This window comes from Stenotrophomonas sp. Bg11-02 (genome assembly GCF_002836635.1).
Classification (GTDB): Bacteria; Pseudomonadota; Gammaproteobacteria; order Xanthomonadales; family Xanthomonadaceae; genus Stenotrophomonas; species Stenotrophomonas lacuserhaii.
This window is the reverse complement of the sequence record NZ_PJAY01000069.1, coordinates 23,485-46,446: the sequence shown is the minus strand read 5'-3', so window position 1 is coordinate 46,446 and position 22,962 is coordinate 23,485. Positions and strand designations below refer to the sequence as shown.

Annotated in this window: 23 protein-coding genes; 10 read left to right on the top strand and 13 right to left on the bottom strand. The window is 67.2% G+C overall.

Going from position 1 to position 22,962, the window contains the following annotated elements; genetic code table 11:
• The first annotated feature begins 35 nt into the window (after window positions 1–35).
• Both CXG43_RS16755 and CXG43_RS19215 read left to right on the top strand, forming a co-directional pair.
• Complete coding sequence (locus tag CXG43_RS16755) at window positions 36–599, top strand: fasciclin domain-containing protein (protein WP_101101039.1); 564 nt, start codon at window positions 36–38, stop codon at window positions 597–599.
• Window positions 600–712: 113 nt separating this feature from the next.
• Entirely contained in the window at window positions 713–874 is a 162-nt protein-coding gene (locus CXG43_RS19215) for a hypothetical protein (RefSeq protein ID WP_157825123.1), read from the top strand.
• Between the two features lie 10 nt (window positions 875–884).
• On the opposite strand, the gene CXG43_RS16750 is transcribed toward CXG43_RS19215, so the two are convergent.
• Window positions 885–1,508 (bottom strand): DUF2585 family protein, encoded by a 624-nt coding sequence (locus tag CXG43_RS16750; RefSeq protein WP_101101037.1) that lies wholly within the window; start codon window positions 1,506–1,508, stop codon window positions 885–887.
• An 80-nt stretch (window positions 1,509–1,588) separates the two neighbouring features.
• On the opposite strand from CXG43_RS16750, the gene CXG43_RS16745 reads away from it, so the two are divergent.
• Entirely contained in the window at window positions 1,589–2,089 is a 501-nt protein-coding gene (locus CXG43_RS16745) for a sterol desaturase family protein (RefSeq protein ID WP_101101035.1), read from the top strand.
• Between the two features lie 35 nt (window positions 2,090–2,124).
• Here the strand turns inward: CXG43_RS16745 and CXG43_RS16740 are convergent, their stop codons facing one another.
• The 6 genes from CXG43_RS16740 to CXG43_RS16715 are packed head-to-tail and all read right to left on the bottom strand — an operon-like array spanning window position 2,125 to window position 9,008.
• Window positions 2,125–3,066 carry a phytoene/squalene synthase family protein gene (locus tag CXG43_RS16740; protein ID WP_101101033.1) on the bottom strand — a complete coding sequence of 314 codons (942 nt, stop codon included), beginning with the start codon at window positions 3,064–3,066 and terminating at the stop codon, window positions 2,125–2,127.
• Window positions 3,063–4,553: a phytoene desaturase gene (locus CXG43_RS16735; protein WP_101101031.1), complete on the bottom strand. Its 1,491-nt coding sequence runs from the start codon at window positions 4,551–4,553 to the stop codon at window positions 3,063–3,065. Before CXG43_RS16735 ends, CXG43_RS16740 begins: the two co-directional genes overlap by 4 nt.
• Window positions 4,554–5,723 (bottom strand): lycopene beta-cyclase CrtY, encoded by a 1,170-nt coding sequence (gene crtY, locus CXG43_RS16730; protein ID WP_101101029.1) that lies wholly within the window; start codon window positions 5,721–5,723, stop codon window positions 4,554–4,556.
• On the bottom strand, window positions 5,723–7,003 hold the full coding sequence (locus tag CXG43_RS16725; protein WP_101101027.1) for a glycosyltransferase: 1,281 nt from the start codon (window positions 7,001–7,003) through the stop codon (window positions 5,723–5,725). The genes crtY and CXG43_RS16725 overlap by 1 nt, the downstream gene beginning before the upstream one ends.
• Window positions 7,000–8,076, bottom strand: coding sequence for a type 2 isopentenyl-diphosphate Delta-isomerase (fni, locus tag CXG43_RS16720; protein ID WP_198551482.1), 1,077 nt, complete (start codon window positions 8,074–8,076; stop codon window positions 7,000–7,002). The genes CXG43_RS16725 and fni overlap by 4 nt, the downstream gene beginning before the upstream one ends.
• Window positions 8,073–9,008, bottom strand: a complete 936-nt coding sequence (locus CXG43_RS16715; protein WP_198551483.1) for a polyprenyl synthetase family protein — start codon at window positions 9,006–9,008, stop codon at window positions 8,073–8,075. Before CXG43_RS16715 ends, fni begins: the two co-directional genes overlap by 4 nt.
• Window positions 9,009–9,226: 218 nt before the next feature.
• On the opposite strand from CXG43_RS16715, the gene CXG43_RS16710 reads away from it, so the two are divergent.
• Window positions 9,227–10,819, top strand: a complete 1,593-nt coding sequence (locus tag CXG43_RS16710) for an SDR family oxidoreductase (protein WP_101101026.1) — start codon at window positions 9,227–9,229, stop codon at window positions 10,817–10,819.
• Window positions 10,820–10,982: 163 nt separating this feature from the next.
• Here the strand turns inward: CXG43_RS16710 and CXG43_RS16705 are convergent, their stop codons facing one another.
• Window positions 10,983–11,747, bottom strand: coding sequence for a CHAD domain-containing protein (locus CXG43_RS16705; RefSeq protein WP_101101024.1), 765 nt, complete (start codon window positions 11,745–11,747; stop codon window positions 10,983–10,985).
• Window positions 11,748–11,882: 135 nt separating this feature from the next.
• Between CXG43_RS16705 and CXG43_RS16700 the strand changes: the two genes are divergently transcribed.
• The 4 genes from CXG43_RS16700 to CXG43_RS16685 all read left to right on the top strand — a co-directional run bounded on the left by CXG43_RS16700 (window position 11,883) and on the right by CXG43_RS16685 (window position 14,998).
• Window positions 11,883–12,158, top strand: a complete 276-nt coding sequence (locus CXG43_RS16700; protein ID WP_101101022.1) for a hypothetical protein — start codon at window positions 11,883–11,885, stop codon at window positions 12,156–12,158.
• A 90-nt stretch (window positions 12,159–12,248) separates the two neighbouring features.
• Window positions 12,249–13,397 (top strand): SPFH domain-containing protein, encoded by a 1,149-nt coding sequence (locus CXG43_RS16695; protein WP_101101020.1) that lies wholly within the window; start codon window positions 12,249–12,251, stop codon window positions 13,395–13,397.
• 18 nt (window positions 13,398–13,415) lie between these two features.
• The gene (locus tag CXG43_RS16690; protein WP_101101018.1) at window positions 13,416–14,729 is read left to right on the top strand and encodes a hypothetical protein; all 1,314 of its coding nucleotides are present in this window, start codon (window positions 13,416–13,418) and stop codon (window positions 14,727–14,729) included.
• Window positions 14,726–14,998 (top strand): hypothetical protein, encoded by a 273-nt coding sequence (locus CXG43_RS16685; protein ID WP_101101016.1) that lies wholly within the window; start codon window positions 14,726–14,728, stop codon window positions 14,996–14,998. Before CXG43_RS16690 ends, CXG43_RS16685 begins: the two co-directional genes overlap by 4 nt.
• 4 nt (window positions 14,999–15,002) lie before the next feature.
• Here CXG43_RS16685 and CXG43_RS16680 read toward each other — a convergent pair whose 3' ends face one another.
• On the bottom strand, window positions 15,003–15,581 hold the full coding sequence (locus CXG43_RS16680) for a hypothetical protein (RefSeq protein ID WP_101116332.1): 579 nt from the start codon (window positions 15,579–15,581) through the stop codon (window positions 15,003–15,005).
• Window positions 15,582–15,703: 122 nt separating this feature from the next.
• Here CXG43_RS16680 and CXG43_RS16675 point away from each other — a divergent pair, with 122 nt between their 5' ends.
• Window positions 15,704–17,002: a VCBS repeat-containing protein gene (locus tag CXG43_RS16675; RefSeq protein WP_101101013.1), complete on the top strand. Its 1,299-nt coding sequence runs from the start codon at window positions 15,704–15,706 to the stop codon at window positions 17,000–17,002.
• Here the strand turns inward: CXG43_RS16675 and CXG43_RS16670 are convergent.
• The 4 genes from CXG43_RS16670 to CXG43_RS16655 form a co-directional block, all read right to left on the bottom strand.
• The gene (locus CXG43_RS16670; RefSeq protein ID WP_101101011.1) at window positions 16,999–17,499 is read right to left on the bottom strand and encodes a hypothetical protein; all 501 of its coding nucleotides are present in this window, start codon (window positions 17,497–17,499) and stop codon (window positions 16,999–17,001) included. The genes CXG43_RS16675 and CXG43_RS16670 overlap by 4 nt on opposite strands.
• A 49-nt stretch (window positions 17,500–17,548) precedes the next feature.
• Entirely contained in the window at window positions 17,549–18,445 is an 897-nt protein-coding gene (locus tag CXG43_RS16665) for an aspartyl protease family protein (protein WP_101101009.1), read from the bottom strand.
• 162 nt (window positions 18,446–18,607) lie between these two features.
• The gene (locus CXG43_RS16660; protein WP_232767845.1) at window positions 18,608–19,618 is read right to left on the bottom strand and encodes a glycoside hydrolase family 43 protein; all 1,011 of its coding nucleotides are present in this window, start codon (window positions 19,616–19,618) and stop codon (window positions 18,608–18,610) included.
• A gap of 59 nt (window positions 19,619–19,677) precedes the next feature.
• A complete protein-coding gene (locus CXG43_RS16655; protein WP_157825122.1) occupies window positions 19,678–19,953 on the bottom strand; it encodes a DUF2845 domain-containing protein in 276 nt (91 codons plus the stop codon).
• Window positions 19,954–20,160: 207 nt separating this feature from the next.
• Between CXG43_RS16655 and CXG43_RS16650 the strand changes: the two genes are divergently transcribed.
• Window positions 20,161–22,938 carry a PAS domain-containing sensor histidine kinase gene (locus CXG43_RS16650; protein WP_232767844.1) on the top strand — a complete coding sequence of 926 codons (2,778 nt, stop codon included), beginning with the start codon at window positions 20,161–20,163 and terminating at the stop codon, window positions 22,936–22,938.
• Window positions 22,939–22,962 lie beyond the last annotated feature (24 nt).

Sequence of the window (22,962 nt, the reverse complement as noted above, 5' to 3'; positions counted from 1 at the left end):
ACCCCCTCATCCGAGGGAAGAACAGGAGACGCACCGTGCAAGCCACTATCAGGAAGCTCGCCCTCGCTACCGGCCTTGTCGTTCTCGGGTCCATCGCAGCGCCCGCCTTTGCCGCCGATCCGCCGATGGTCGGTGGCGCACCGATGGAGCCGACCAGGACCATTGTCGAGAACGCCAGCGCGTCGAAGGACCACACCACACTGGTTGCGGCGGTGAAGGCTGCCGGCCTGGTGGAAACCCTCAGCGGCCCGGGCCCGTTCACCGTGTTCGCTCCCACCAACGCCGCCTTCAACAAGCTCCCGGCCGGTACCGTGGATACGCTGGTCAAACCCGAAAACAAGGCCGCCCTGTCGAAAATCCTGACGTACCACGTCGTCCCCGGCAAACACACCGCCGCCGAACTGACCGCGGCGGCTACCCGGCAAGGCGGGGCCGCCACGCTTGCCACCGTGCAAGGGGAGCCGCTGACCTTCAAGCTGCACCAGGGCAAGCTCTGGATCGTGGACAACAAGGGAGGCAAGGCGTCGGTCAGCACCGCTGACGTGATGCAGTCAAACGGCGTGGTCCACGTGATCGATACCGTACTGATGCCGAAGTAAGGTTGCATGGCCGGGCGGGCGCCATCCGGCGTCCGCGCCGGGCATGCGGCGAACACACCAGACTGACGCTGCCCTGCCTATTCTCTGGGCACAGTCTGGACGCAGGTAGTGGCATGAAAAAGAGTACCAAGCTCCTGTTGATCGTGGTGATCGGCATCCTGGCGATGGTGGGGCCATCGTGCATCTGGCTGTCGCGCAACGGCAATCCGGATACGCCGCAGGAACCTGGCAAGCATGTGGACAAGAAAGGGGCAGCGCAGCAGCCCGGGCGTTGAACGCGGCGCCTCAGCCGACCAGCGCCAACGCGCGGCGCCCGAGCAGGCCGGCGAGCAGGCGAAATGCGGTGAGTACCCACCCGTCCGCGATGGCCAGCGACACCGTCAGTTCCAGCAGCACGATCACGGCCAGTGCCCATCGCCCCGGCATACGCCAGGCCAACCAGAAGCCCAGCAGGACCCACCCGGTATCGGCAAGCGAGTTGACGACGCTGTCCCCGCTGTAATCCGGCGCCATGTTGGTCGTGTTGTCCAGCAGCGAGATGACGAAGGGCGTGTTTTCCACGACCTCCCACACCGTGCTGCAAGCCAATGCGACCAGCCAAGCGTCTTGCCGTTGCCAGCGCGGCCTCAGCGTGCGCAGCGCCCAGGCCAGCCCGATGCCGAAGCCGCCGTGCAGCAGGGCATACCAGTCCGCCAGATGCTGCGAATTGTGCGAAATGCCGGATCCGGGCTGCCAGGCGAAGGTGTCTCCGCCGCTACATCCCCAGGGGCGCCCGGCGCCGAGCAGCCACAGCAGGTGGACCGCCAGCAGTGCGGCGGTGGCGGTGGTGCGTTGTGCGAAACAGGCGCGCAGCCAAGCATCAGCGCGTCCTGGATACTCGTGGCCGGCGGTGGAATCGGGCCTGTTCATCAGGGCGCTGCACTTCCCTCACTGGCCTCGCATGGGCGTTTGCTAGAGTGGCCTCCCTGTCCCGTTGCCGCCTGCCTACCGTGAGTCCTCTGGTCAATACGCTGGTGTTTCTCTCCACTCTCGCGGGAATGGAGGTGTTCTCCGCGCTGGTGCACCGGCATGTCATGCATGGCTGGGGCTGGGGCTGGCACAGGTCGCACCATGAGCCACGCACGGGACGCTTCGAGCGAAATGATCTGTACGCGGTCGTGTTCGCCGCGATCGCCATCGTGCTGATCTACCTCGGCACGCGCGGCTGGCATCCGCTGGAATGGGTCGGCGCAGGCATGACCGGGTACGGGATGCTTTATTTCATCGCCCATGATGGCCTGGTGCATCGGCGCTGGCTTTTCCGCAATGCGCCGCGCCGCGGCTACCTCAAACGGCTCTACCAGGCCCACCGGATGCACCATGCGGTGCAGGGCCGCGAGGGCTGCGTGTCGTTCGGATTCCTGTGGGCGCCGCCGGTGGACCGGTTGAAGCGCGAGCTGCAGCGCCTGCACGGCGGCCGCGTGGGCAGGACACGCGAACCGCGGTCGTGATCCCAGGCAGGCGTGCCGGTGCGATGCTGCGGCCATCATGCGCGCCCGGGCCGCTGCCAGAGAGTCGCCGGCCTGCCCTGCGCCGCAGCGACCCCGTCACCGCGCGAAGCGCGCGCCTGGTATGCGCCTCGAAGCAGCAGCCGGAGCTTGTCGCCGGTCGAGGTGGATACCCGGTGGTCCCAAGCCGCAGGCCCGAGGGCGCGCACGTGCAGGCCGATTTCGCGGTAGATGCCGTGCGCGGTGGCCACGGCCCAGGCAGAGCGCGCAGGTAGGGCGGGCAGCCCCTTCAGCGCGGAAGCGTAGTAGGTCTCGGCCGATTCCAGCAAACGCGCCACCACGCCCGCCAGCGCCTGCCGGTGCGCCTGATCGGCGTGGTTGCGCGGGTTCAACCCCGCCTGTTCCAGCCAGTCGACGGGCAGGTAGCAACGCCCTGCCTGGGCATCCTCCACCACGTCGCGCGCGATGTTGCTCAGCTGGAACGCCAGTCCCAGGTCGGCGGCGCGGTCAAGCACGGCAGGCTCGGTCGGACCCATGATGTGGCACATCATGATGCCCACCACGCCAGCAACGTGATAGCAGTACTCCAGGGTGTCGTCGAAGGTGCGGTACTCGCGTCCCGCCACATCCATTGCAAAGCCGTCCAGATGTGCCTGCGCATGCCGGGCCGGAATCGCAAACGTACGAACCACTTCCTGCAGGGCGGCAAACGGTGGGTCCTGCAGGAGGGGCTGCTGGTAGGCCAGCGCAGTGCAACGGCGTAGTTCGGCCAGCGCCGCGCCGGTAACCGAAACCGACGCCGGGACGTCGCGATGGCCGAGGACCTGCCCGTCCACGACGTCGTCGCAGTGGCGGCACCAGGTGTACAACAGGGTCGCCCCGCGCCGCGTGCGTGCATCGAACACCCGTGATGCAACGGCAAAACTCTTCGAACCCCGGCTGATGGTCACCCGCGCCTGGCGTTCGAGCGCATCGGTCATCGCCCCGCCTCCTGCAGCATCAGGCCCGCGGTCGCCTTGGCCGATGCCACCACGCCGGGCACCCCGGCGCCGGGATGCGTGCCCGCCCCGACCAGATAGAGATTGGCCAGGGTGCTGTCGCGGTTGTGCGGACGGAACCAGGCGCTCTGGGTGAGCACCGGTTCCAGCGAGAACGCCGAGCCATGGTGTGCGTTGAGCGTGTCGCGGAAATCAAAGGGTGTCACGAAGCGGCTGGTCACCAGGTCTTCGCGCAGGCCGGGTATGTAGTGTTTCTCCAGATAGTCGAAGATCCGCTCTCGGTAGCGCGGCCCCTCCACGTCCCAATCGATGTCAGCGTTGCCAAGGTGCGGAACCGGTGCCAGCACGTACAGGCTGCTGCACCCGGCCGGCGCCAGCGACGCATCGGTGACGCAGGGATTGTGCAGGTACAGCGAGAAATCCTCGGCCAGCTTGTCGCCGTTGAAGATCTCATCAATCAGGCCGCGATATCGCTGGCCGAAGCAGACGGTATGATGGCGCAGGTCTTCGTGACGCGTCCGGAGGCCGAAATACAGCACGAACAGGGACATGCTGGAACGCTTTGCGGCAAGCTTCCTGCCGTGGGCGACGCCACGCGGGTGGTGGCCAAGCAACTGCCGGTAGGTATGCACGACATCGGCATTGGATGCCAGCATGTCCAGCTCGATCCGCTCCCCGTCCTGCAGCGTCACCGCGCAGGCACGGTTGGCCTCCACCTCGATGCGGGCCACATCGGCGTTCAACTTCAGCTCGCCGCCGAGATCCTGGAACAGGCGCACCATCGCGCGTATCAGTGCGCCGGTTCCCCCGCGTGGAAACCACACTCCCCACTCGCGCTCCAGCGCGTGGATCAGGGTGTAGATCGATGAGGTCGCGAACGGGTTTCCGCCCACCAGGAGTGAGTGGAACGAGAACGCCTGGCGCAGGTGCTCGTCCTTGATGAAGCAGGACACCATGCCGTAGACGCTGCGCCATGCCTGCAGGCGCGCCAGCTGCGGTGCGGCTGCCAGCATGTCACGGAAGGACAGGAACGGGACGGCTCCAAGCTTGAGATACCCCTCCTTGAACACCGCGCGCGAGTACGCCAGGAAACGCCGATAGCCTTCGACATCGTCGGGCTGCAGGGCGTGTATCTGACGTTCCAGCGATTGCTGGTCGTTGACATAGTCAAACCGCGTCCCGTCCTCCCAGCCGAGCCGGTAGAACGGATCCACCGGAAGCAGCTCGACGTAGTCGGACATCCTGCGGCCAGCCAGGGTGAACAGCTCCTCCAGCGCGGAGGGGTCGGTGATGACGGTGGGCCCTGCATCGAAGGTGAAGCCGTCGTCCTCATACACATAGGCGCGACCGCCGGGTTTGTCTCGTTTTTCCAGCAGCGTGGTCTGGCAGCCACCGGCCTGCAGGCGGATGGCAAGGGCAAGTCCACCAAATCCGGCACCGATGACGACGGCGCGTTTGGGCGTGGGCATTCAGGAATTCCTTTGCAGAGAAGCATGCGAAGCAAGCGCCGCTCGAGCCGCTTTCAGCAGCGGCACCGGCGGCTTGCCGGAAAGCAGTCTCAGCTTGTCGGCCCAGCCGAGCCTGCCGGCGTAGAAGCGTTCGATGAGCGGCTCAGGCAGGGAGTAGAAGCGCTGCATGACCGTCCAGCGCCGGTTGGCAGGGCCGGCCAGGAACAGCATGCGGTTGAGCATCCGGAAGAAGCCCTGCTGCCGCCAGCGTTGGCGGGTGTAGCGCTGCAGGGAGGCAGACAGTGACGGCGCGTCCAGCCGTGGTAGTTGCGCCACGTGCTCGGCCAGGCGCACGGCTTCGGGAAGCGAATAGCCCGTGGTCGGGTGGAACAGGCCGGCACGCAGACCCACGCTGGGTTGGCCATCAAGCGCGCCATGGAAGGCGTCGAGGTCCCCTGCGAGGGTGATTGGCAACACGCCCTGTTCTTCGCGTAGCACCTGCTGTATTTCCCAGCCCTGCGCGCGCGCGTAGTCGGCGATGTTGTCGCGGAACTGCGCCGCCGACGGGCCCGCACCGTCCACGTAATGGGTGTCTTCGATCAGCAGCAGATCATCTGCGAACGGCAGGGTGTACACGAACCGGTACCCCTCGCCCTGCGCTACGTCCGCATCCATGATGATCGGGAAGCGCAGCCCATGCGGGACCGCGGTGCGCACGACCTGGCCGAGGAAAGCCTGTCTGCCCAGGGTCATGTGCGGGGTCGCCGAAGGGCCGCGGCCGTCGATGACCGCGCCGGCCTGCAACGTGCGTCCATCGGCCAGGCGGACCTGCCCAGGCCCGATGTCCAGCACGCGGCTGCCACAGCACGCCGCCGTGCCCAGACGCTCCCGCAGGCAGGTGTCGAACGTGTCCGCCAGGATGCTGGCGTAGCCGGCGCGCAGCTGCCGGCGGTGCCCGGGAAACCGGACCTGCTGCCCCTGCCAGCGATGCGACACCAGCGGGGCGACCCACGCCCACTGGGATGGCTCCAGGTCGTGCTGGTGGAAGGACCATGTGTGATTGCCGCCCAGGCGGTCGCCAGCTTCCAGCAGCAGCACCCGCAACTGCGGCCGCAGCGACCGCAGGCGCAGGGCGATAAGCCCGTTGGCCAGGCCACCGCCCACCAGGATGAGGTCGTAATCGTGGTGCATCAGGCGACGTGCGCAATGCCGGAGGGGCCGCTGCGCAGCACCCCTTCGATGAGCGCGACGGCGCGGTCGGTGCCGCCGGCCTGGCGGACCGCCTGCCCCAGTTCGGCCGAACGGGCGCCGAACGCCGGCTCGTCGAGCAGGCGCCGCAGCGCACGCCCCATCTCGCGCGAGGAGGTCCACCGAGGGGATGCCTTCAGGCCGGCGCCAGCGTGCACCAGCCGTGCGGCCACGCCGGGCTGATCGAAGGCGATGGGCAGCGCCAACACCGGCACGGCGGCGGTGAACGCATCCATCACGGTATTCAGGCCGGCGTGCGAAACCACCGCATCGGCCCGCTCCAGGACCGCCTGTTGCGGGGCGAAGTCGGTCACCCAGACCTGTCCTGGACGACGCAGCGCCTGCGCTTGCCGGGTGCTCAAGCCGCCGCAGTGTGCGATGAGCAGCTGTACGTCCTGGCTTGCGCACGCCTGCGCTATGCGCTGGAAGGTGCGTTCGCGCTGGCCCTGCAGGGTGCCCAGCGACGCAAATACGAAGGGTCGCCCGGCAGACAGCCCGCTGCCGTCGAACTCCTGCTGCATCGGCTCGCGCAGCGGCCCCACATGCTGCAGCTCGTCGCCGCCGGCGGGGCGGGGGAAATCGAAATCGCGCACCGTCTGGCTGATCTGCAGCCACGGCGACAGGCACTCATGCAGCGCGCCGCGCCGGGACAGTCCGAACGCGGCCGCATGGTGCTCGATCACCCGCCGCTGCGGCGACATCAGATGATCGTATACGCGTGTGCTGGCGGCCTGTATCTCAAGATCGCGTGGACGACGGGAGCAGGACCAGGGCATCACCGGCAACGGAATCCCCGGCTCGCGGTTGACCGGCAGTGCACATGCAACCGACACCCAGGGCATCTGCCGTGCCTCGGCGACCAGGCCACCGGCGGCCTCCATCTGATCGCAGACCAATGCGTCAACGCCAGCCAGCGACAACGCCTGCGGCAACTCGCGGCACAACATGTCCGTGGTCCGCGCAAGATCGGCAATGACCCGCTTCAGGCCCCAGGGAGAGCCCGGGTTGGCCGCGCGGCGCAGGACCGCATCCAGCGATCCAGGCGGATGCGTCTGTTGCCCCAGCGCGACAAACCCGAGGGCGGGGTCCGACAACAGCCGCGCCGCATCGTGCTGATGGAAGAAAGTCACCCGATGCCCTTGCCGCTGCAGGCCGCGGCCGAGCGCCTGCATGGCGCGCCAGTGGCTGGGAAACGGCGGTGCGATGATTCCGACGTGGCTCAAGGCGGGGCATCCAGGAGTTCGCCGTCAAGGAACATCGGCGCGCGCGCCAGCGCGGCCAGGTCAGCACTGCCGGTGCAGAAACAGACGATCTGCAGCTGGCGGATCACCGCCCGGAAGTGATCGACAACCGCTTCGGTCGACTCCAGCGCACTGGTCAGTACTGAAGCGGCCTGGCCGACCATGTCGGCACCGAGACGGATGGCCTTGGCGGCATCGATCCCGTCGCGGATGCCGCCGGAGGCAATGATCGGCAATGATGGCAGCGCCGCACGGGTGGCACGCAGTGCCAGCGCCGTCGGAATGCCCCAGTCGCTGAAGGCCATGGCGATTTCCCGGCCGAGCGGATCCGGAGACCGTTCGCCCTCCACCGCCGCCCAGCTGGTGCCTCCGGCTCCGGCCACGTCGATGACCTGCACCCCGGCCTGTACCAGCTGCCTGGCCACCGAAGCGGAAATTCCAGCGCCGACCTCCTTCACCACCACCGGCACCGACAGCGCGGCGGTCACCGCCGCAATCGCATCCAGTATCCCGCACCAGTCGCGGTCGCCTCCGGATTGCACGGCCTCCTGGAGGGGGTTGAGGTGCACGATCAGCGCGTCGGCGTCGATCATCTCCACGGCGCGCTGAGCCAATGCGATGCCCTTCCCGCGCAGCTGCGCAGCGCCCAAGTTGGCAAGCAGGGGTACGTCGGGCCCGCGCCGGCGCAACTCGTGGGTCAGGCCGTGGTCCAGTCCGGTTTCCAGCGCAACCCGCTGGGAACCTACGGCTAGCGCGATGCCCAGCTCCTGTGCTGCTTCCACCAGATGCAGGTTGATCCGGCTTGCACGCAGCGCGCCACCGGTCATCGAGCTCACCAGCAGCGGCGCACGCAGCGGTCGGCCGAGCAGCGTGGTACGCAGGTCGATGGCATCAAGATGCAGCTCGGGAAGCGCACAGTGTTCGAAACGGTAGGCGGCAAAGCCTGTTTCGGCGCGTTGCCACGCGCGTGCTTCATCAAGCACGATATCCAGGTGGTCATTCTTGCGCTTGACCAGCTCGCTCTGCGGCACGCCCTTGGCGACGGGGACACTCATGTGATGCGGAAGTGCTGGTGGGCGAAGGCGATCAGGTCGTCATGCTGGCCATCAAGCTCTGCCAGCAGGGCGAACGCCCGCTGCAGGTGGGCCTGCAGGCGGCGCTGCACTTCCTCGCGCCCGAGCAGCGTGATCAGCGTGCACTTGCCCGCATCCTTTCCGCCGTCCTTGCCGGACAGCGCACTGTCGTCGCCGTCGCGCAGGTCGTCCTGCAGCTGGAAAGCCTGCCCAAGTTGCACGGCGCACTCCCGTGCGAGCGCCCGCGCGCGCGCACCGGCGCCGGCGGTCATCGCGGCCATTTCCAGCGCTGCACTGAACAGCGCCCCGGTCTTGAGTTCGTTGGTGCGCTGGACGGCCTGGACATCGCGCGCTCCCTCGCTGCCATGCAGGTCGTTGAACTGGCCACAGACCAGGCCCTGGCTGCCAACCGCTGCCGCCAGCGTCGCCAGCAGTTCGCTCCGCAACGGCGCTGGAACGCCTTCCAGCTCCGCCAACACCTGGAACGCTCGGCTCAACAGCGCGACCGAAGCCAGGATGGCCACGTCCTCGCCATGCTGGCGATGCACGGTCGGCTGGCCCCGTCGCAGTTCTGCATTGTCCATGCTGGGCAGGTCATCGAGGATCAGCGAAGCGCCATGCACCATTTCCACCGCGCAGCCCACATCGATGATCGCGTCGTCGGCGTGGCCCATCCCGCGCGCCGCCATCACCATCAACACCGGCCTCATCCGTTTCCCGGCCGTGAGCATGAACTCGCGCATCGCAGTGCAGACCCGGTCGCCCTCCGGACCCGCCGGCAACAGCTCGGCCAGCCGCTGCTGCACCTGGTCGCGCACCATGCGCGGGTCCACGCCCGGTCGCGCCTCATGCGAGGCGTCGCCGAGGTTGACCTCGCTGAGGATGGAGCGGCACCTGATCGCCGTCTGAGTCATGCCGTTGCCGCTGGTTGGGTCGGGCTTCAGCTTCACCGATCCCGCGTGAAGGCGCCGCCATTGGCGGCCAGCTCACTGAAGTGGCGCCCGCCCCTGCCAATCAGGGACAATGGCCCCCGTCCGGGCCGTGCCCGGCCCGCAACAGCATGGACCCGCATCGAGCCGGTCACCGCTCTGCTGTCCATTCCAGGCCTTGTGCCGTTTCTTCCGGATCCGATGTGACTACCACTGCCCCACCCGCCGCGCCCGTGGCCGAAGACCTGCCCCTGACCGACCGCCTGCGCACCGCGCTGGACCTGCTGGAGGCCATCGAGGCCGACCGCAGCGTACTGGATGCGCTGCCCGAAGCCGACCGCGTGCGCCTGCACCAGGTGGTGGCCAAGGTGTATCACCCCGAACCCAAGGCACGCCGGGCAATGCTCAAACAGCAGGCCAAGGTCCGCCACCAGGAGAAGGTGCGCAAGGCTGAAGCGTTGTTGGAACAGACCGGCATCCGCACGCTGCGCCGCAAGCCCGTCTTCAGCACCCCGAATTACTTCCCCCCGCATGCGGCCGGCCTGCATGACGCACGCAACGGGGAAGGCGCCGAAACCGCTGCCGAGCCGGTGCACTCGCCCGAACTGCGCCACTGCTACGTGTGCAAGCAGAAGTTCACTCGGCTGCATCATTTCTATGACCAGATGTGCCCGGCCTGCGCCGAGCTGAACTTCACCAAGCGCACCGAGACCGCCGACCTGCGCGGCCGCGTCGCGCTGCTCACCGGTGGCCGGGTCAAGATCGGTTACCAGGCGGGCCTGAAGCTGCTGCGCGCCGGCGCCGAACTGATCGTCACCACGCGTTTCCCGCGTGATTCCGCTGCCCGCTACGCCGAAGAGCCGGATTTCGCGGTATGGGGCCATCGCCTGCAGGTGTACGGCCTGGACCTGCGCCACACCCCCAGCGTGGAAGCCTTCTGCAGCGAGCTGCTGGCCACCCGCAAGCGACTGGACTTCATCATCAACAATGCCTGCCAGACGGTGCGCCGGCCGCCGCAGTTCTATGCGCACATGATGGCCGGCGAAACGGCCGCGCTGCACGAACTGCCCGAAACCGTGCGCAGGCTGGTAGGCCATTACGAGGGCCTGCGCGGCGCCGAGCTGCTGAGCGATGCCTCGGCGATCGCGCTTCCGGCCGTGCAGGAACGGGGACTCAACGGTGCCGATGGCCTGACCCGCGCCGCCGAGCTGTCCCAGGTGGCCCTGCTGGAAGACGAGCTGGTCGGCCAGCAGCATCTGTTCCCGGAGGGCCGGCTCGACCAGGACCTGCAGCAGGTCGACCTGCGGGGACGCAATTCCTGGCGCCTGCTGATGGCCGAAGTGCCGTCGGTCGAGCTGCTCGAAACCCAGCTGGTCAACGCCATCGCCCCGTTCATCATCAACGCACGGCTGAAGCCACTGATGCTGGCCACGCCCGAGCGTGACAAGCACATCGTCAACGTATCGGCGATGGAAGGCCAGTTCTACCGCAACTTCAAGACCACCCGTCATCCGCATACCAACATGGCCAAGGCCGCGTTGAACATGATGACCCGCACTTCGGCGGCGGATTACCAGAACGACGGCATCCACATGAACAGCGTGGATACCGGCTGGGTGACCGACGAAGATCCGGCGGACATCGCAGCCAAGAAGGTGCAGGAAGAGCGCTTCCATCCACCATTGGACATCGTGGATGGCGCTGCGCGTATCGTCGACCCGATCATCCACGGCTTCAACACAGGCGAGCATGTGTGGGGCCAGTTCCTGAAGGATTACGCACCTACCGATTGGTAAGCCATGCCCCGGTAGTGACCGCCGCTGGTCGTCAGCGCCCGCCTTGGGTGGGTGACGACCGTTGGTCGTCAGCGCCCGCCCTTGGTGGGTGACGCCCGTTGGTCGTCACGCTGTTGCTTGCCGCTGCGCTCGCCGAGCATGGCTCGGCGCTACCGGTTCCCTGTCATCGCGCGAGCGCCATCAGCTCCGCTTTGTCCTGCAGCCCGCGCATCGCGCGCACGTGGTTGCGCAGCAGGCGCAGGTCCTGCTCCCGGCCCAGCGCATCGCTCAACCTGTGCAGCCCCTTGGCCTGTTTCCCGCCGTCACTGCCGGAATGACCCTTGACCAGGCCGCCGTCCAGCCGGGCCATCACCTCCAGCTGCATGCGCAGCCGCCGCACCCTGCGGCGCCACTCATGCAGCGCCTGCGCATCATCGCTGCGGCGGGCACGCGCGGCGGCCTTTTCGACCCTTCGCCGGCTGCGCGCCAACGCCCGCCGAAGATCCGCCTTGCGCACCAACTCCCAGCCCTGCGTATCCAGCTCCAGACCGACGCGCCGCACCACGCGCCGTTTCTTCTGGAAGCCGGGGTCCTGCGCACAGGCGCGCTGCAGCAGGCGGTCACGGCGGGCACCCAGATGCGTGATGACAGGGGCCCAGCCGGAGGCGGAAGCGCCGGCCTGCAGGGATTGCGCGGTGTCTACCAGCACATGCGCATCGCGCAGCGCCGAAAGACCACGACCCAGCCGCTGCAGCGCACGGTCGCTGCGTTGCAGCGGCTGTTCGTCGGTGGCAAACAGGGCCAGCACCGCGCGTAGACGCCGGATCGCCTTGCGGGCGTTGTGCACGCCCACATGGATATCCGGCCGCATCGCCAACGCATCGGCAATGGCCAGGCATTCTTCCTGCACCAGTTGGCGGGCGGCCGCCCCGATCACCGTGGAAGGCATTGCGTACTCCGCAGCGCGACTGCCCGGCAGTCTAGCCGAGATCCCCGTAGGCACCGGCAGTCCACGGGACCTTAACCCCGTCGCCCTATCCTGCTGGCCGGGCACCGATCGCCCGCCCCACCACAAGGAGCGTCCATGAAAAAGCTGCACCTGTCCCTGATCGCCGCCGGCCTGCTTGGCGGCTCCCCGGCCGCCTTTGCCGAGGTCGCCAACCTCACCAACAGCGCCGACGGGGCCAACCGCGAAGCCGGCATCGCCGCCGTCAAACAGAAGCTGCAGGCCGCCTGCACCGATCGCAAGGGGACGCCGGACCTGGCCTCGTTCGAGGTGGTGTTCGAAAAGACCAGTGAGAACCCGAACGTGCCCAAGCCCTACTACGTGGATGGCAAGATGCAGTGCAACCTGCCCTGATGCCGGCGCGTGTCGCCCGGGTGCACCGGCTGATATAGTCGGACGAGCACGACGGGCGTGGTGCCTGTCCACGAACAACAGGGAATTGTCATGGGTCTTCGACAGGCGGTGGCAGGTGCGGTGGGCGGTGTTCTGGCCGACCAGTGGAAGGACTTCTACACGGTGCCGAACGGCCTGCCCTCCACCGCAGCGCTGTTTGCCGCTGCGCCTCGTGGCACCAACGCCGGGCGCGGTTCCAACACCGGCGCCTCGAACCACATCATCAGCAATGGGTCGAAGATCGTCGTGCCCGAAGGCTATGGGCTGCTGCTGCTGCAGGACGGCGCGGTCACCGCCTTCGTCGCCGAGCCGGGCGGTTACATCTGGGAATCGGATGACATCAACTCCCAGTCGATCTTCGCCGGCGACGGCCTGGTCAGTTCGCTGATCCGGCAGAGCTGGGAACGCTTCAAGTTCGGCGGCCAGCCGGGGTCGCAGCAGGCAGCCTTCTTCGTGTCGTTGAAGGAACTGCCGGACAACCGCTTCGGCACCCAGTCGGAAATCTACTGGGATGACGGCTTCCTCGGCACCCAGGTCGGCGCGGTGACCCGCGGTTCGTACACGCTGAAGATCGTGGATCCGATCCTGTTCGTGAAGAATTTCGTTCCGGCAAGCTACCTGCAGCCCGGCGAGGTTTTCGACTTCACCGACCTGGACAATGCGGCAGCCAGCCAGTTGTTCAACGAAGTGGTCGGCTCGCTGGCGCCGGCCTTCAGCCTGTATACCAACGATCCAGGCAAGGGCAACCGCATCAGCAGGCTGCAGCAGGATTCAGTCGGCTTCGCGCAGAGCCTGTCCAGCGCGGTCGAGCAGGGTTACCAGTGGAAGTCCGATCGTGGCCTGGCCATCGTCAAGACCGCCATCGTTTCCATCGAGTACGACGCCAACACCCGTGAGCTGCTCAAGACGGTGCAGCGCGCCGATGCGCTGGGCGGTGCACGCGGCAATTCCAATCTGCAGGCCAGCGTGGCGCAGGGCATCCAGTCGGCCGGCGAAAGCGGCGGTGCCGCCGGGCTGGTGGGCGTCGGCATGGCCTCGGGGATGTTCGGTGCCGGCAGCCTGCAGCAGCCGGTCGCGCCCGCCGCAGCGGCTGCCGATGACACGGTGAGCCAGCTGAAGAAGGCCAAGGAACTGCTCGATCTCGGCCTGATCACCCAGGATGACTACGACAAGCTGAAAGCCAAGGCGCTGGGGCTGTAAACGCCAGGCGACGCCACGATGACCAACCCCAGAAAGCCGCCGCCCCTGCCCGGGGCGGTTTCCCCTGCCGGCCCGGGATCGCCGCAGGACATGCCGCCGCTGCCCGGCAGTTTCGGGGTGGACCCTTCCACCCTGCCCCCGCCGATCCGTGACGAACTGCTGGCGCCGGATCCCATCGCCCTGGACACGTCTGCTACGGAGCTGAAGGACGGACTGAATCGCTGCCCGAAATGTGGATCCAGCGATATCCGCCACGCGCTCGGCGCCGATGTGCTGGTCTGCCAGTACTGCCGCAACGAATGGCACGGCGACCGGATCGAGGAGGCCTTCGGGCTGGGCACGGGCATCGAGGAGCTGCGTGGCGATGTGATCGCCTCCGGCGCGCGGAATATCGACGCTGGTGCGGCCAGCCTGATGAGCTTCAAATGCAACGGCTGCGGCGCGGAAGTCACGATCAACACCGAAAGCAGCATGACGGCGCGCTGCCACTGGTGCCGTCACGTGTTCGGGGTCAACGAACAGGTGGCCAACGGTGCCGTGCCCGATGCGGTGCTGCCGTTCAAGGTCAGCAAGACCGATGCGGTGGCGCGCATCCGCCAGTTCGTGGACAAGCGGCGCTTCTTCGCGCTGAAGGCCTTCAAGGCCGAGTTCACGCCGGAGAACGTCATCGGCGTGTACCTGCCATACATGGTGGTGGACAGCAGCGCCAGCGCCAGCGTGGTGGGCAACGGCGAGATCGAAACGCGGCGTTATACCCGCGGCACCGAGAAGAACAAGAAAACCTACTACGACGCGGATGTCTACCAGGTGGAGCGCCAGCTCGATTTCACCGTCGACGACCTCCCGCTGGAGTCTTCGGCCCGGCGTGGCCGGCTGGACATACAGACCAATACCAACAACATCATCAACACCATCCTGCCCTTCGACACCAAGAACGCGCTGAAATGGAACGCGTCCTACCTGGTGGGGTACTCATCGGAAAAGCGGGACGTGGACATCGAACAGCTGCGACCGCGGCTGGAGGACCAGCTGCTGTCGATCGCCCGCTCCAGGCTGGAGCAGTCGGTGCGGCGCTACGACCGCGGAGTGCGTTGGGAGATGGAAAAAGTCGAGATCCATGGGTCGCGCTGGGTGTCGATGTATGTGCCGGTCTGGCTGTATTCGTACCGCCAGCGTGGCAAGGGCATGCTGCATTACATCGCGGTGAATGGACGCACGGGCGAAACCATGGGCAGCGTGCCGGTGCAGCACTGGAAGCTGCTGCTGGCGGCGCTGGGCGTGGGCACGATCGTCGAAGGCGCGGTCCTCTGGTTCCTGGGAATGACGCTATGAGCAGTGATGGGGGTGGATTGGTGGCGCTGCTTGCGCTGGGTCCGGCCAGCGCGACGGCGCTGTACTGGACGCTTTTCCGTTACTACCGCAACACGGACAAGTCCCATGCATTCGAGCGCGAGACGGCCGTGGCGACCAAGCCGGTGACCGGCAATGACCGCAAGCTGCATACGGTGACCGGCACCGAGCAGAAGCGCATCAGCGGGGACAACGTGCAGGACCACCGGAAACGGGTGAAGAAGATGCCGCCGGACGCCCGACCGGCGTGACCCGTCACGCCGTCGAGTCGCCTGCCGCGTGCCCGGGCCCGATGTCCACGCCGTAGGTCTTCAGGTAATGATCGCGGTGGCCCAGCACATAGGGGTGCAGCTCATGGAAGCACTCACTGCCGCCATCGTCGGTGACCCCGTACGCCGCCAGCAGCGGGTCGCGCAGGGCCGGCGCGATGAACCGCGACACGTAGGCACCGGGGGCATCGGGCGCGAAGGTGTCCGTCCACGCCTGCTGCACCTGTTCGGCGGGAGCATGGAACATCGCAATGACACCGCCATCGACCTCCGAGCGCCGCGCCAGCAGGTAACCATCGGCCGGCACGCGGGCTGGCTTGAAGGTTCCGAGCGTGTAGATGTAGCGCGTCAGTTCGATCTCACCCTTCAGCTGCGGAAACAGCCGGTACAGATCAAACAACATGTGGCGCGTCAGGGTCCGGGGCTCGGGACCCTTGATCTTCAGCAGCTTCTCCACGCGATCCCAGATCGGGAAGGTGCGCGGGGCGGCGACCAGCGTGATCTCGCGGCGCTCCAGCCGGCCGACCTTGAACAGTTCCTGCAGTACCAGATGCATGTCAGACATTGAAATACGTTCCGTTGGCCAAGGCCGCGTGCGGGCATGATAGTGGCATGGCGGGGCAGTTTTGCAGAAGCGCCCGTTTTGCGGTTAGGTTCAAGGCTGGTTCCTGCACCCGGAGCGCCCCCATGCCGACACGGTTCTCGATTCCCCTGCTGGCCACCAGCCTGGCGCTGCTGGCCGCCGCGCACGCCGCCTCCGCCCAGCGCGCAGAACCGCGCGACCCTGGTACGCACGCCTTCAAGGTGATCAACGAGGCCCCCTCTTCGGTGTTCGTGGATGCCACCGCGACCCATGTGCCGACCGCGCCCAGCCTGCATTCCACTGACTCGGTATTCGTCGACGTCAACGGCGATGGTCACCGCGACGTGGTGGTCTCGGTGGAACACGGCGTCAACCGGCTCTACCTCAACGATGGAACCGGAAAGCTGCGCTACGTTCCGGATGCGTTCGGCCGCACGATGCGTGACAACGAACATGTGCGCACTGCGGATTTCAACGGCGATGGTCACGCCGATATGGTGTTCATCAGCGAATCCGAGGAGGTGCACCAGTTGTTCCTCGGCGATGGCAAGGGCGGCTTCACCGATGCCAGTGAGCGCCTGCCAGCCGGCAGCCAGGGCAACGGGCTTGCAGTGGGCGATGTGGATGGCGATGGGCGCGCGGACATCTTCATCGGCAGCACCGGCGAGACAGGCCATGGCGCCGGGGTGCCTGCGCGGGCGTCGCGCAGTCTTCTTTTCCTCAACGACCCCAAACGACCCGGCCATTTCATCGATGCCAGCGCGACCCATCTGCCGCAGGGCGAGGCGCAGACCGAGGGCGTGGCATTGGCCGACATCGATGGCGACGGCGACCTGGACGCGGTGCTGGCCAGCCCGGCGCACCCCAATCGCCTGCTGATCAACGATGGCCGCGGACGATTCAGCGACCAGTCGCATCGGCTGGAACTGAGGGTGCCGATGGAAACCCGTGAAGTGCACGTGGCCGACCTCACCGGTGATGGCCGCCCGGACATCGTGTTCTTCAACATCACCAGCAACAACGCGGCCTGGGACAAGGACCCGCAGACGCGCCTGCTGGTCAACGATGGCAATGGCCGCTTCCGCGATGAGACTGCCGAGCGCCTTCCCGCGCACACGTTTTCCAGCTGGGCCGGGACGGTGGTCGACTTCAACCACGATGGCCACCCGGACCTGCTGGTCGGCGCGATCCAGGTGCCTGGGTTCGTGCCGTTGCAACTGCGTGCGTGGCAGAACGATGGCAAGGGCCACTTCCGGGATGTCACGCTTGCCGTGGTGCCGGGCATCACCGTGGGGCGCAGCTGGAGCATGGGCCAGGGCGACCTGGACGGCGACGGCAGGCCGGATGTGCTGATCGGCGGCTGGGGCACCCAGGCCCGGCTGCTGCTGACGGGCGGGCGCTAGACGGCCGCCGGGTGATCCAGCAGCCGGCGTATCGCCGCGACGACGGCAAGATAGCGATGGCGCTGTACAAGATAGCTGGCGATCAGCACCAGCGCGACCACCAGCACCCCACCGGGTGCGACCGTGAGCGCGGGGATGGCGGTGACCACGGCGACCATCAGCAGCCAGTTGCCGCGCCCGATGACATGGATCTGCCGGCGTCGCATGTCGACCACGACCTGGCCGCGCATCAACGGCGGGTAGCGCCAGCCGAAATGCAGGCCGAAGCTCTCGCGGAACGCATGGCTTCGTTTGTCGAGCGGGCGGAACACCAGGTCCGGCCATTGTTCCGCGGCCACTTCGCGCTCCAGCTGGTGGAAGGGAAATGCCTTCAACGCCGGGTAAGGCGCGGGGATGCGACGACTGAACACCGGCAGCCCCCATGCCCAGTACGGTCGCCACCATGACAGCAGCAGGATCCCTTCGATGACCACGATCGCAAGCAGCAGGACGGCCATCGAGCTTCCTTGAGCATGAAGGCCGAGTATAGCCGCGGAGCCGTGCGGCTTACCGGCAGATGGCCACCGCCCTGGTGCGCTGGTCGATCAGCACAACGGCCTGCTGCAGCGCATGTGCGCCTATCAGCAGCTCGGGATACTTTGCCGACACGCGCACCTCCACATCAGCGAGGCGCAGCTGGCCGATCTCGATCGGCCCCTGCACGGTGGCCCGCTGCGCCTCGACCTGGCTGTTGGTCAACCGCGAGCGGCCGGCTGCTTCCAGGGGTCCGGTGGAAACGGTGTCATACATCGCCCGTGGCAGCACGAAGCTGACGTTGGCGCCGGTATCGAGCTGGCCCAGCACCTGCTCCCCGCCGATCCGCACCGGTACGCGGAAGGCCCGCTCATAACGCAGGACATTCGTGCCCTGGGTGGGAAGCTGCTGGGTGCGGCTGAAGGACAGCATGCGCCGTGGATAGTCGATGACCAGCAGGCCGTCATCGAAGAAACCACGACCCAGTATCCCCATGAACGCCGCCTCCGGGGCGTTGTGCGCGTTGTAGTCGCGCGTGATGACCTCCACGTCGCGCCGGACCACCGCGCCCAGGGCAAGCGAGTCGATCCGGACCGTCTGCACGCTGGCGCTGGACACGCCATCGGAGGTGGTGGCCTGGCCGTGCAACGGCAGGTCGAGCGCGGTGGCCAGGCGGGTGTCGGCGCGGCCGATGCCGCTTGCCCCGGTATCGACGGCGAAGCGGAATGGTCCGCGGCCGTTGACCTGGATCTGGAGATAGATGCGGCCGTCGACGACGTCGAAGGGAACCTGCAGGTCCGGCGCGCGCAGGGGCCGTGCCGCCAGCGCGCACGCGTCATCCGGCGGTGCACTGGCGTCGGCCGCGGTCGCGCCGCTGGACAGCAGGGAACCGGCAAGCACGAAGCAAAGCAGTGGGGCTCGGGGTGGCATCGAACATTCCTTGTCGCGTCGGGTAGGTCGTACACCGGCAGACTGCACGCTGCGCCCCGGCCACTCCAGTGGCATCCGACGAAACCACCCTGCACGCGATGGACCGCACTGGAGCGCCGACCAAGCGCGGCAGCACGTCCACCGAGCGCGGGACAACCTCGGTCAGCGCGCGTCCAGCCGCTCGGCCGGCACGCCCTCCATCGTCATCCGGACCGGCAGGATCAGTCCCTTTTCATCGAAGTACATCCGGTCGATCGCGGTGGCGCGGTGATGGCGGCTGGTCTCTCCCAGCGGGCGACGGTGGTAGACGATGTACCAGTTGTCCGAGCCCGGCGCGTGGATCACCGAGTGGTGGCCGGCGCTGGTGGCGATGGTGGGATCCTGCTGCAGGATCTTGCCGATCCGCTTGAACGGTCCGGTCGGCTTGTCGGCGATGGCGTAAGCCACCGAGTACTCCGGCTCGCCCCAGCCGCCCTCGGACCACATGTAGTAGTAGCGGCCGCCGCGCTTGAACATCAGCGAGCCCTCCACGTATTCCGGTGCGGGGGTGATCTCCTTGTACAGCGTGCCATCCTCGTGCGGCTGCACGCCGGTGAAATCGTCCTTCAGGCGCACGATGTTGGCGTGCTTCCAGCCGCCGTAGATCATGTACCAGGCGCCGTCATCGTCCTCGAACACGAACTGGTCGATCGGCTGGGCACCGTTATGGAAGGTGCCGATCAGCGGCTTGCCCAGCAGGTCGCGGTAAGGACCCTCGGGCCGGTCGGCCACCGCCACGCCGATGCCACCGAGCTCCTGGTCGCTCTTGATGTCGTTGGCGGAAAAGAAGAAGTAATAGCGGCCATCGCGTTCCACGACCGAGGGCGCCCACAGCGCCTCCCTGGCCCACGCGATGGCGTCGGTGGTGAGTACGTTGCGATGCCGGGTCCACTGCACCAGGTCGGGCGAGGAGAATGCATCGAATCCGGTCTGCTCGGCATACGGCGCCGAGCGGGTCGGGAAGATCCAGTACGTGCTGCCGAACACCGCCGCTTCCGGGTCGGCATACCAGCCCGGCAGGATGGGGTTGCCGGATGTCGCCGCCGCAGGCCCAACCGGCCCCGCCGAGGCTGCCGCAGCGGCCACTGCCACAGCAACCAGTGCCGCGCCCACTGCTACCCTCATCTTCGCCATGCCCTGCCCTCCCAGGTGGTTTCGACCGAGTTTAGATCGATTCAGGGCGTGCTGGCCAATCAGTTGTAGAGCTCGTTGACCTCGGTCACCCTGCCATCGCGGAAAATGATCTGGACGGTCTTCTGCGCCTTGTAATATTCCCAGCGCTCGCCCACGTTGCCGCTGTAGTCGGTTTCCAGCTGGATCACCCGGTCCGGCTTGCCTGCCACCTGGGTCACCTTGCCTGCCCCGTCGCCGGTACTCACCAGCTTGTTGCCGAACCGGGCACTGCCGCCTGCCATCGCCGAACCCGCCGCGGCCAGGCACAGCACCAGCATCATCGTTCTCGCGCTCATTCCGATCTCCTTGACGTCGTGGTTGCTCCCGCGCCGCCACTGTGCCACACGTCAAAGGGGACCCGCAGGCCGCGGGCGGCGCTGGCGTGAAGGCACTGCGCCGGTGACATCCTGATCAGCTTCAGCAAGCCACGTTCCCAGCGCTGGGCGGCGGCGATAATCTATGCGGCCAAACACGTCATCCCCGCGCCTCGCCGTGAGAACACCTTGAACCTTGAAGACGGAAATTCGACCCGGGTGGCGCGTGATGCCGAGCGGGTCAAACTGGCGCTCGCCGCCGGGGCGATCGTGGGCACCTGGTTCTGGGATGTCGCGCACGACAGACTCGCCGTGGATGATGCCCTCGCCCGGGCGTTCGGCCTGGATCCGGCGCTGGCACGCAGCGAGCTGCGCCTGGACCAGGTGGTGGCCGCCGTGCACGCTGATGACCGGGACGGCCTGCAGCAGGCAATCGCCGAGGCAGTAGGCCGCGGCGGGCGCTATGTCCACCAGTTCCGGACGCGCGGCGCGGACGGACAGTACCGTTGGCTGGAAGCGGCCGGCCGTGTGGACCTGGATGCGCACGGTCGCGCGATCGACTTCCCCGGCGTGCTGATCGATATCGACGAGCGGCGCCGGCTTGAAGCTGAACGTGACCAGGCGCAGACCCTGCTGCGTTCCTTCGTCGAGGCCGCGCCCGGCGTGGTCTACGCCAAGGACCGCCAGGGCCGCATCCTGATGGGCAACCGCGGCACCACCGAACTGATCGGCATGCCACCGGAGCACTATGTCGGGCGCACCGATGCCGAGCTGCTGGGCGATCCCGGGCAGGCGGCAGCGGTGATGGCCACCGATGAGCGCGTGATGGCCAGCGGCCGCAGTGAGCAGGTCGAAGAAGAAATCAGTTTCCCCGATGGCCGCCGTGCGTTCTGGCTGTCGACCAAGGCGCCGTTGCGCGATGGTGAAGGCGCCGTGGTCGGCCTGGTCGGTACGTCGCTGGACATCACCGACCGCAAGGCCGCCGAAGCCCAGCACCAGGAAATCGAGGAACGCTACCGGCTCGCGGCCCGGGCCACCAATGATGCGATCTGGGACTGGCGGATGGCCGATGGGCACGTCATCTGGAACGAGGCGTTGAGTACGCTGTTCGGGCATGCGGTCACCGCCACCAGCGCGCAATGGTGGCTGGACCGTATCCATCCCGACGACCGTGGCCGGGTGGATGCAGCCATCCACGCGGTGATCGACAGCAGCAGCTCGGCCTGGTCGGGCGAGTACCGCTTCCGCCGTGCCGATGGCAGTTATGCGGCCGTGCTGGATCGCGGTACGGTGCTGCGCGGTCCGTCCGGCGAGCCGCATCGGATGATCGGCGCGATGCTCGACCTGACCACGCGCAAGGCCGCCGAGGCGGCCCTGGCCGAGAGCGAAGAGCGCCTGCGCTCGGCGACCGAAGCCGGGGACATGGGATTCTGGGACGTGGACCTGGTCAACAACGTGCTGATCTGGCCGCCACGCACCAAGGCCATGTTCGGCATCTCCGCGCAGGTCGAGGTGTCCCTGCAGGACTTCTACGACGGCCTGCATCCTGATGACCGGCAGGCGACCACCGCCGCCTTTGCCGCCGCCGCCGACCCGGCCGTGCGCGCGCTCTACGACGTGGAATACCGCACGGTGGGCCGGGAGGACGGCGTGCTGCGCTGGGTGGCCGCCAAAGGCCGCGGGCTGTTCGAAGGGGACCGCTGCCTGCGCGTACTGGGGGTGGCCATCGATGTCACCGAGCGCAGGCTGGCCGAGGCCCGCCTGAAAGAGCTGAACGAGCATCTGGAAGCCCGCGTGCTGGAGGAGGTACAGGAGCGCACGCGCGCCGAAGACGCGCTGCGGCAGAGCCAGAAAATGGAGGCCGTGGGCCAGCTGACCGGCGGCATCGCACATGACTTCAACAACATGCTGGCCACGGTCATCGGGCCGCTTGACCTGCTGGCGGCACGCCTGGGCGACCAGGATCCGCGTGCCAAGCGCTACATCGACATGGCGATCGATGGCGCGCGCCGGGCCGCGCAGCTGACCCAGCGTTTGCTGTCGTTCTCCCGCCAACAGCCGCTGCAGCCGGTTCCGGTGGATGCCAACCGGCTGGTGGCGGGCATGTCGGACCTGCTGGTGCATTCGCTGGGCAGCAGCGTGCGCCTGCAGACGGTGCTGGCCGCCGACCTGTGGTCGACCTTCGCCGACGCCAACCAGCTGGAAAACGTGATCCTCAATCTTGCGGTCAATGCGCGCGATGCCATGCCCGGAGGCGGCCGGCTCACGGTGGAAACGGCCAACTGTGCGCAGCAATGCGCCGAAGCCGGCGGCGTCCCCGTCGGCGAATACGTGCTGATCTCTGTCGCCGACAACGGCAGCGGCATGCCGCCGGAGGTGATGGCCAAGGCCTTCGAGCCGTTCTTCACGACCAAGAAGGTCGGCCAGGGGACCGGACTGGGGCTGTCCCAGGTGTACGGCTTCGTCAAGCAGTCCTGCGGCCACGTGCGCATCGATTCGCGCGTCGGCCAGGGCACCACCGTGATGCTCTACCTGCCGCGCCTGATGGCGGTGCTCGATGCGCCGCCCTCCACTACGGAGGATGTCCCGGTGGCGTCGTCCGGGGGGCAGGAGCTGGTGCTGGTGGTGGAAGATGAGCCGGGCGTGCGCCAGTTCTCCATCGACGCGCTGACCGAACTGGGCTACCCGGTGCTGGCCGCGGACGGCGCCGCCGCCGCGCTCAAGCTGCTCGATGCGCACCCGGCGATCGCACTGCTGTTCACCGATGTGGTCATGCCGGAAGTCAACGGCCGCGAACTGGCCGATGAGGCACTCAGGCGCCGGCCGGACCTGAAAGTGCTCTTCGCTACCGGCTACAGCCGTAACGCGCTGGTGCAGGACGGCGTGCTGGATCCCAGCGTGCAGCTGATCGGCAAACCGTTCAGCGTTGACGAGCTGGCCACGCGCGTACGCGCGGCGCTGGGTTGAGCGCCGTCCGCGCCGGGGATCGCC

What these genes read in the sequence shown, in the direction of transcription:
- CXG43_RS19215 (WP_157825123.1), top strand. Translation starts at nt 713, where the DNA reads ATGAAAAAGAGTACCAAGCTCCTGTTGATCGTGGTGATCGGCATCCTG.
- CXG43_RS16750 (WP_101101037.1), bottom strand. Translation starts at nt 1,508, where the DNA reads ATGAACAGGCCCGATTCCACCGCCGGCCACGAGTATCCAGGACGCGCT.
- CXG43_RS16740 (WP_101101033.1), bottom strand. Translation starts at nt 3,066, where the DNA reads ATGACCGATGCGCTCGAACGCCAGGCGCGGGTGACCATCAGCCGGGGT.
- CXG43_RS16735 (WP_101101031.1), bottom strand. Translation starts at nt 4,553, where the DNA reads ATGCCCACGCCCAAACGCGCCGTCGTCATCGGTGCCGGATTTGGTGGA.
- crtY (WP_101101029.1), bottom strand. Translation starts at nt 5,723, where the DNA reads ATGCACCACGATTACGACCTCATCCTGGTGGGCGGTGGCCTGGCCAAC.
- fni (WP_198551482.1), bottom strand. Translation starts at nt 8,076, where the DNA reads ATGAGTGTCCCCGTCGCCAAGGGCGTGCCGCAGAGCGAGCTGGTCAAG.
- CXG43_RS16715 (WP_198551483.1), bottom strand. Translation starts at nt 9,008, where the DNA reads ATGACTCAGACGGCGATCAGGTGCCGCTCCATCCTCAGCGAGGTCAAC.
- CXG43_RS16705 (WP_101101024.1), bottom strand. Translation starts at nt 11,747, where the DNA reads ATGCCTTCCACGGTGATCGGGGCGGCCGCCCGCCAACTGGTGCAGGAA.
- CXG43_RS16700 (WP_101101022.1), top strand. Translation starts at nt 11,883, where the DNA reads ATGAAAAAGCTGCACCTGTCCCTGATCGCCGCCGGCCTGCTTGGCGGC.
- CXG43_RS16695 (WP_101101020.1), top strand. Translation starts at nt 12,249, where the DNA reads ATGGGTCTTCGACAGGCGGTGGCAGGTGCGGTGGGCGGTGTTCTGGCC.
- CXG43_RS16690 (WP_101101018.1), top strand. Translation starts at nt 13,416, where the DNA reads ATGACCAACCCCAGAAAGCCGCCGCCCCTGCCCGGGGCGGTTTCCCCT.
- CXG43_RS16685 (WP_101101016.1), top strand. Translation starts at nt 14,726, where the DNA reads ATGAGCAGTGATGGGGGTGGATTGGTGGCGCTGCTTGCGCTGGGTCCG.
- CXG43_RS16680 (WP_101116332.1), bottom strand. Translation starts at nt 15,581, where the DNA reads ATGTCTGACATGCATCTGGTACTGCAGGAACTGTTCAAGGTCGGCCGG.
- CXG43_RS16675 (WP_101101013.1), top strand. Translation starts at nt 15,704, where the DNA reads ATGCCGACACGGTTCTCGATTCCCCTGCTGGCCACCAGCCTGGCGCTG.
- CXG43_RS16670 (WP_101101011.1), bottom strand. Translation starts at nt 17,499, where the DNA reads ATGGCCGTCCTGCTGCTTGCGATCGTGGTCATCGAAGGGATCCTGCTG.
- CXG43_RS16665 (WP_101101009.1), bottom strand. Translation starts at nt 18,445, where the DNA reads ATGCCACCCCGAGCCCCACTGCTTTGCTTCGTGCTTGCCGGTTCCCTG.
- CXG43_RS16660 (WP_232767845.1), bottom strand. Translation starts at nt 19,618, where the DNA reads ATGGCGAAGATGAGGGTAGCAGTGGGCGCGGCACTGGTTGCTGTGGCA.
- CXG43_RS16655 (WP_157825122.1), bottom strand. Translation starts at nt 19,953, where the DNA reads ATGAGCGCGAGAACGATGATGCTGGTGCTGTGCCTGGCCGCGGCGGGT.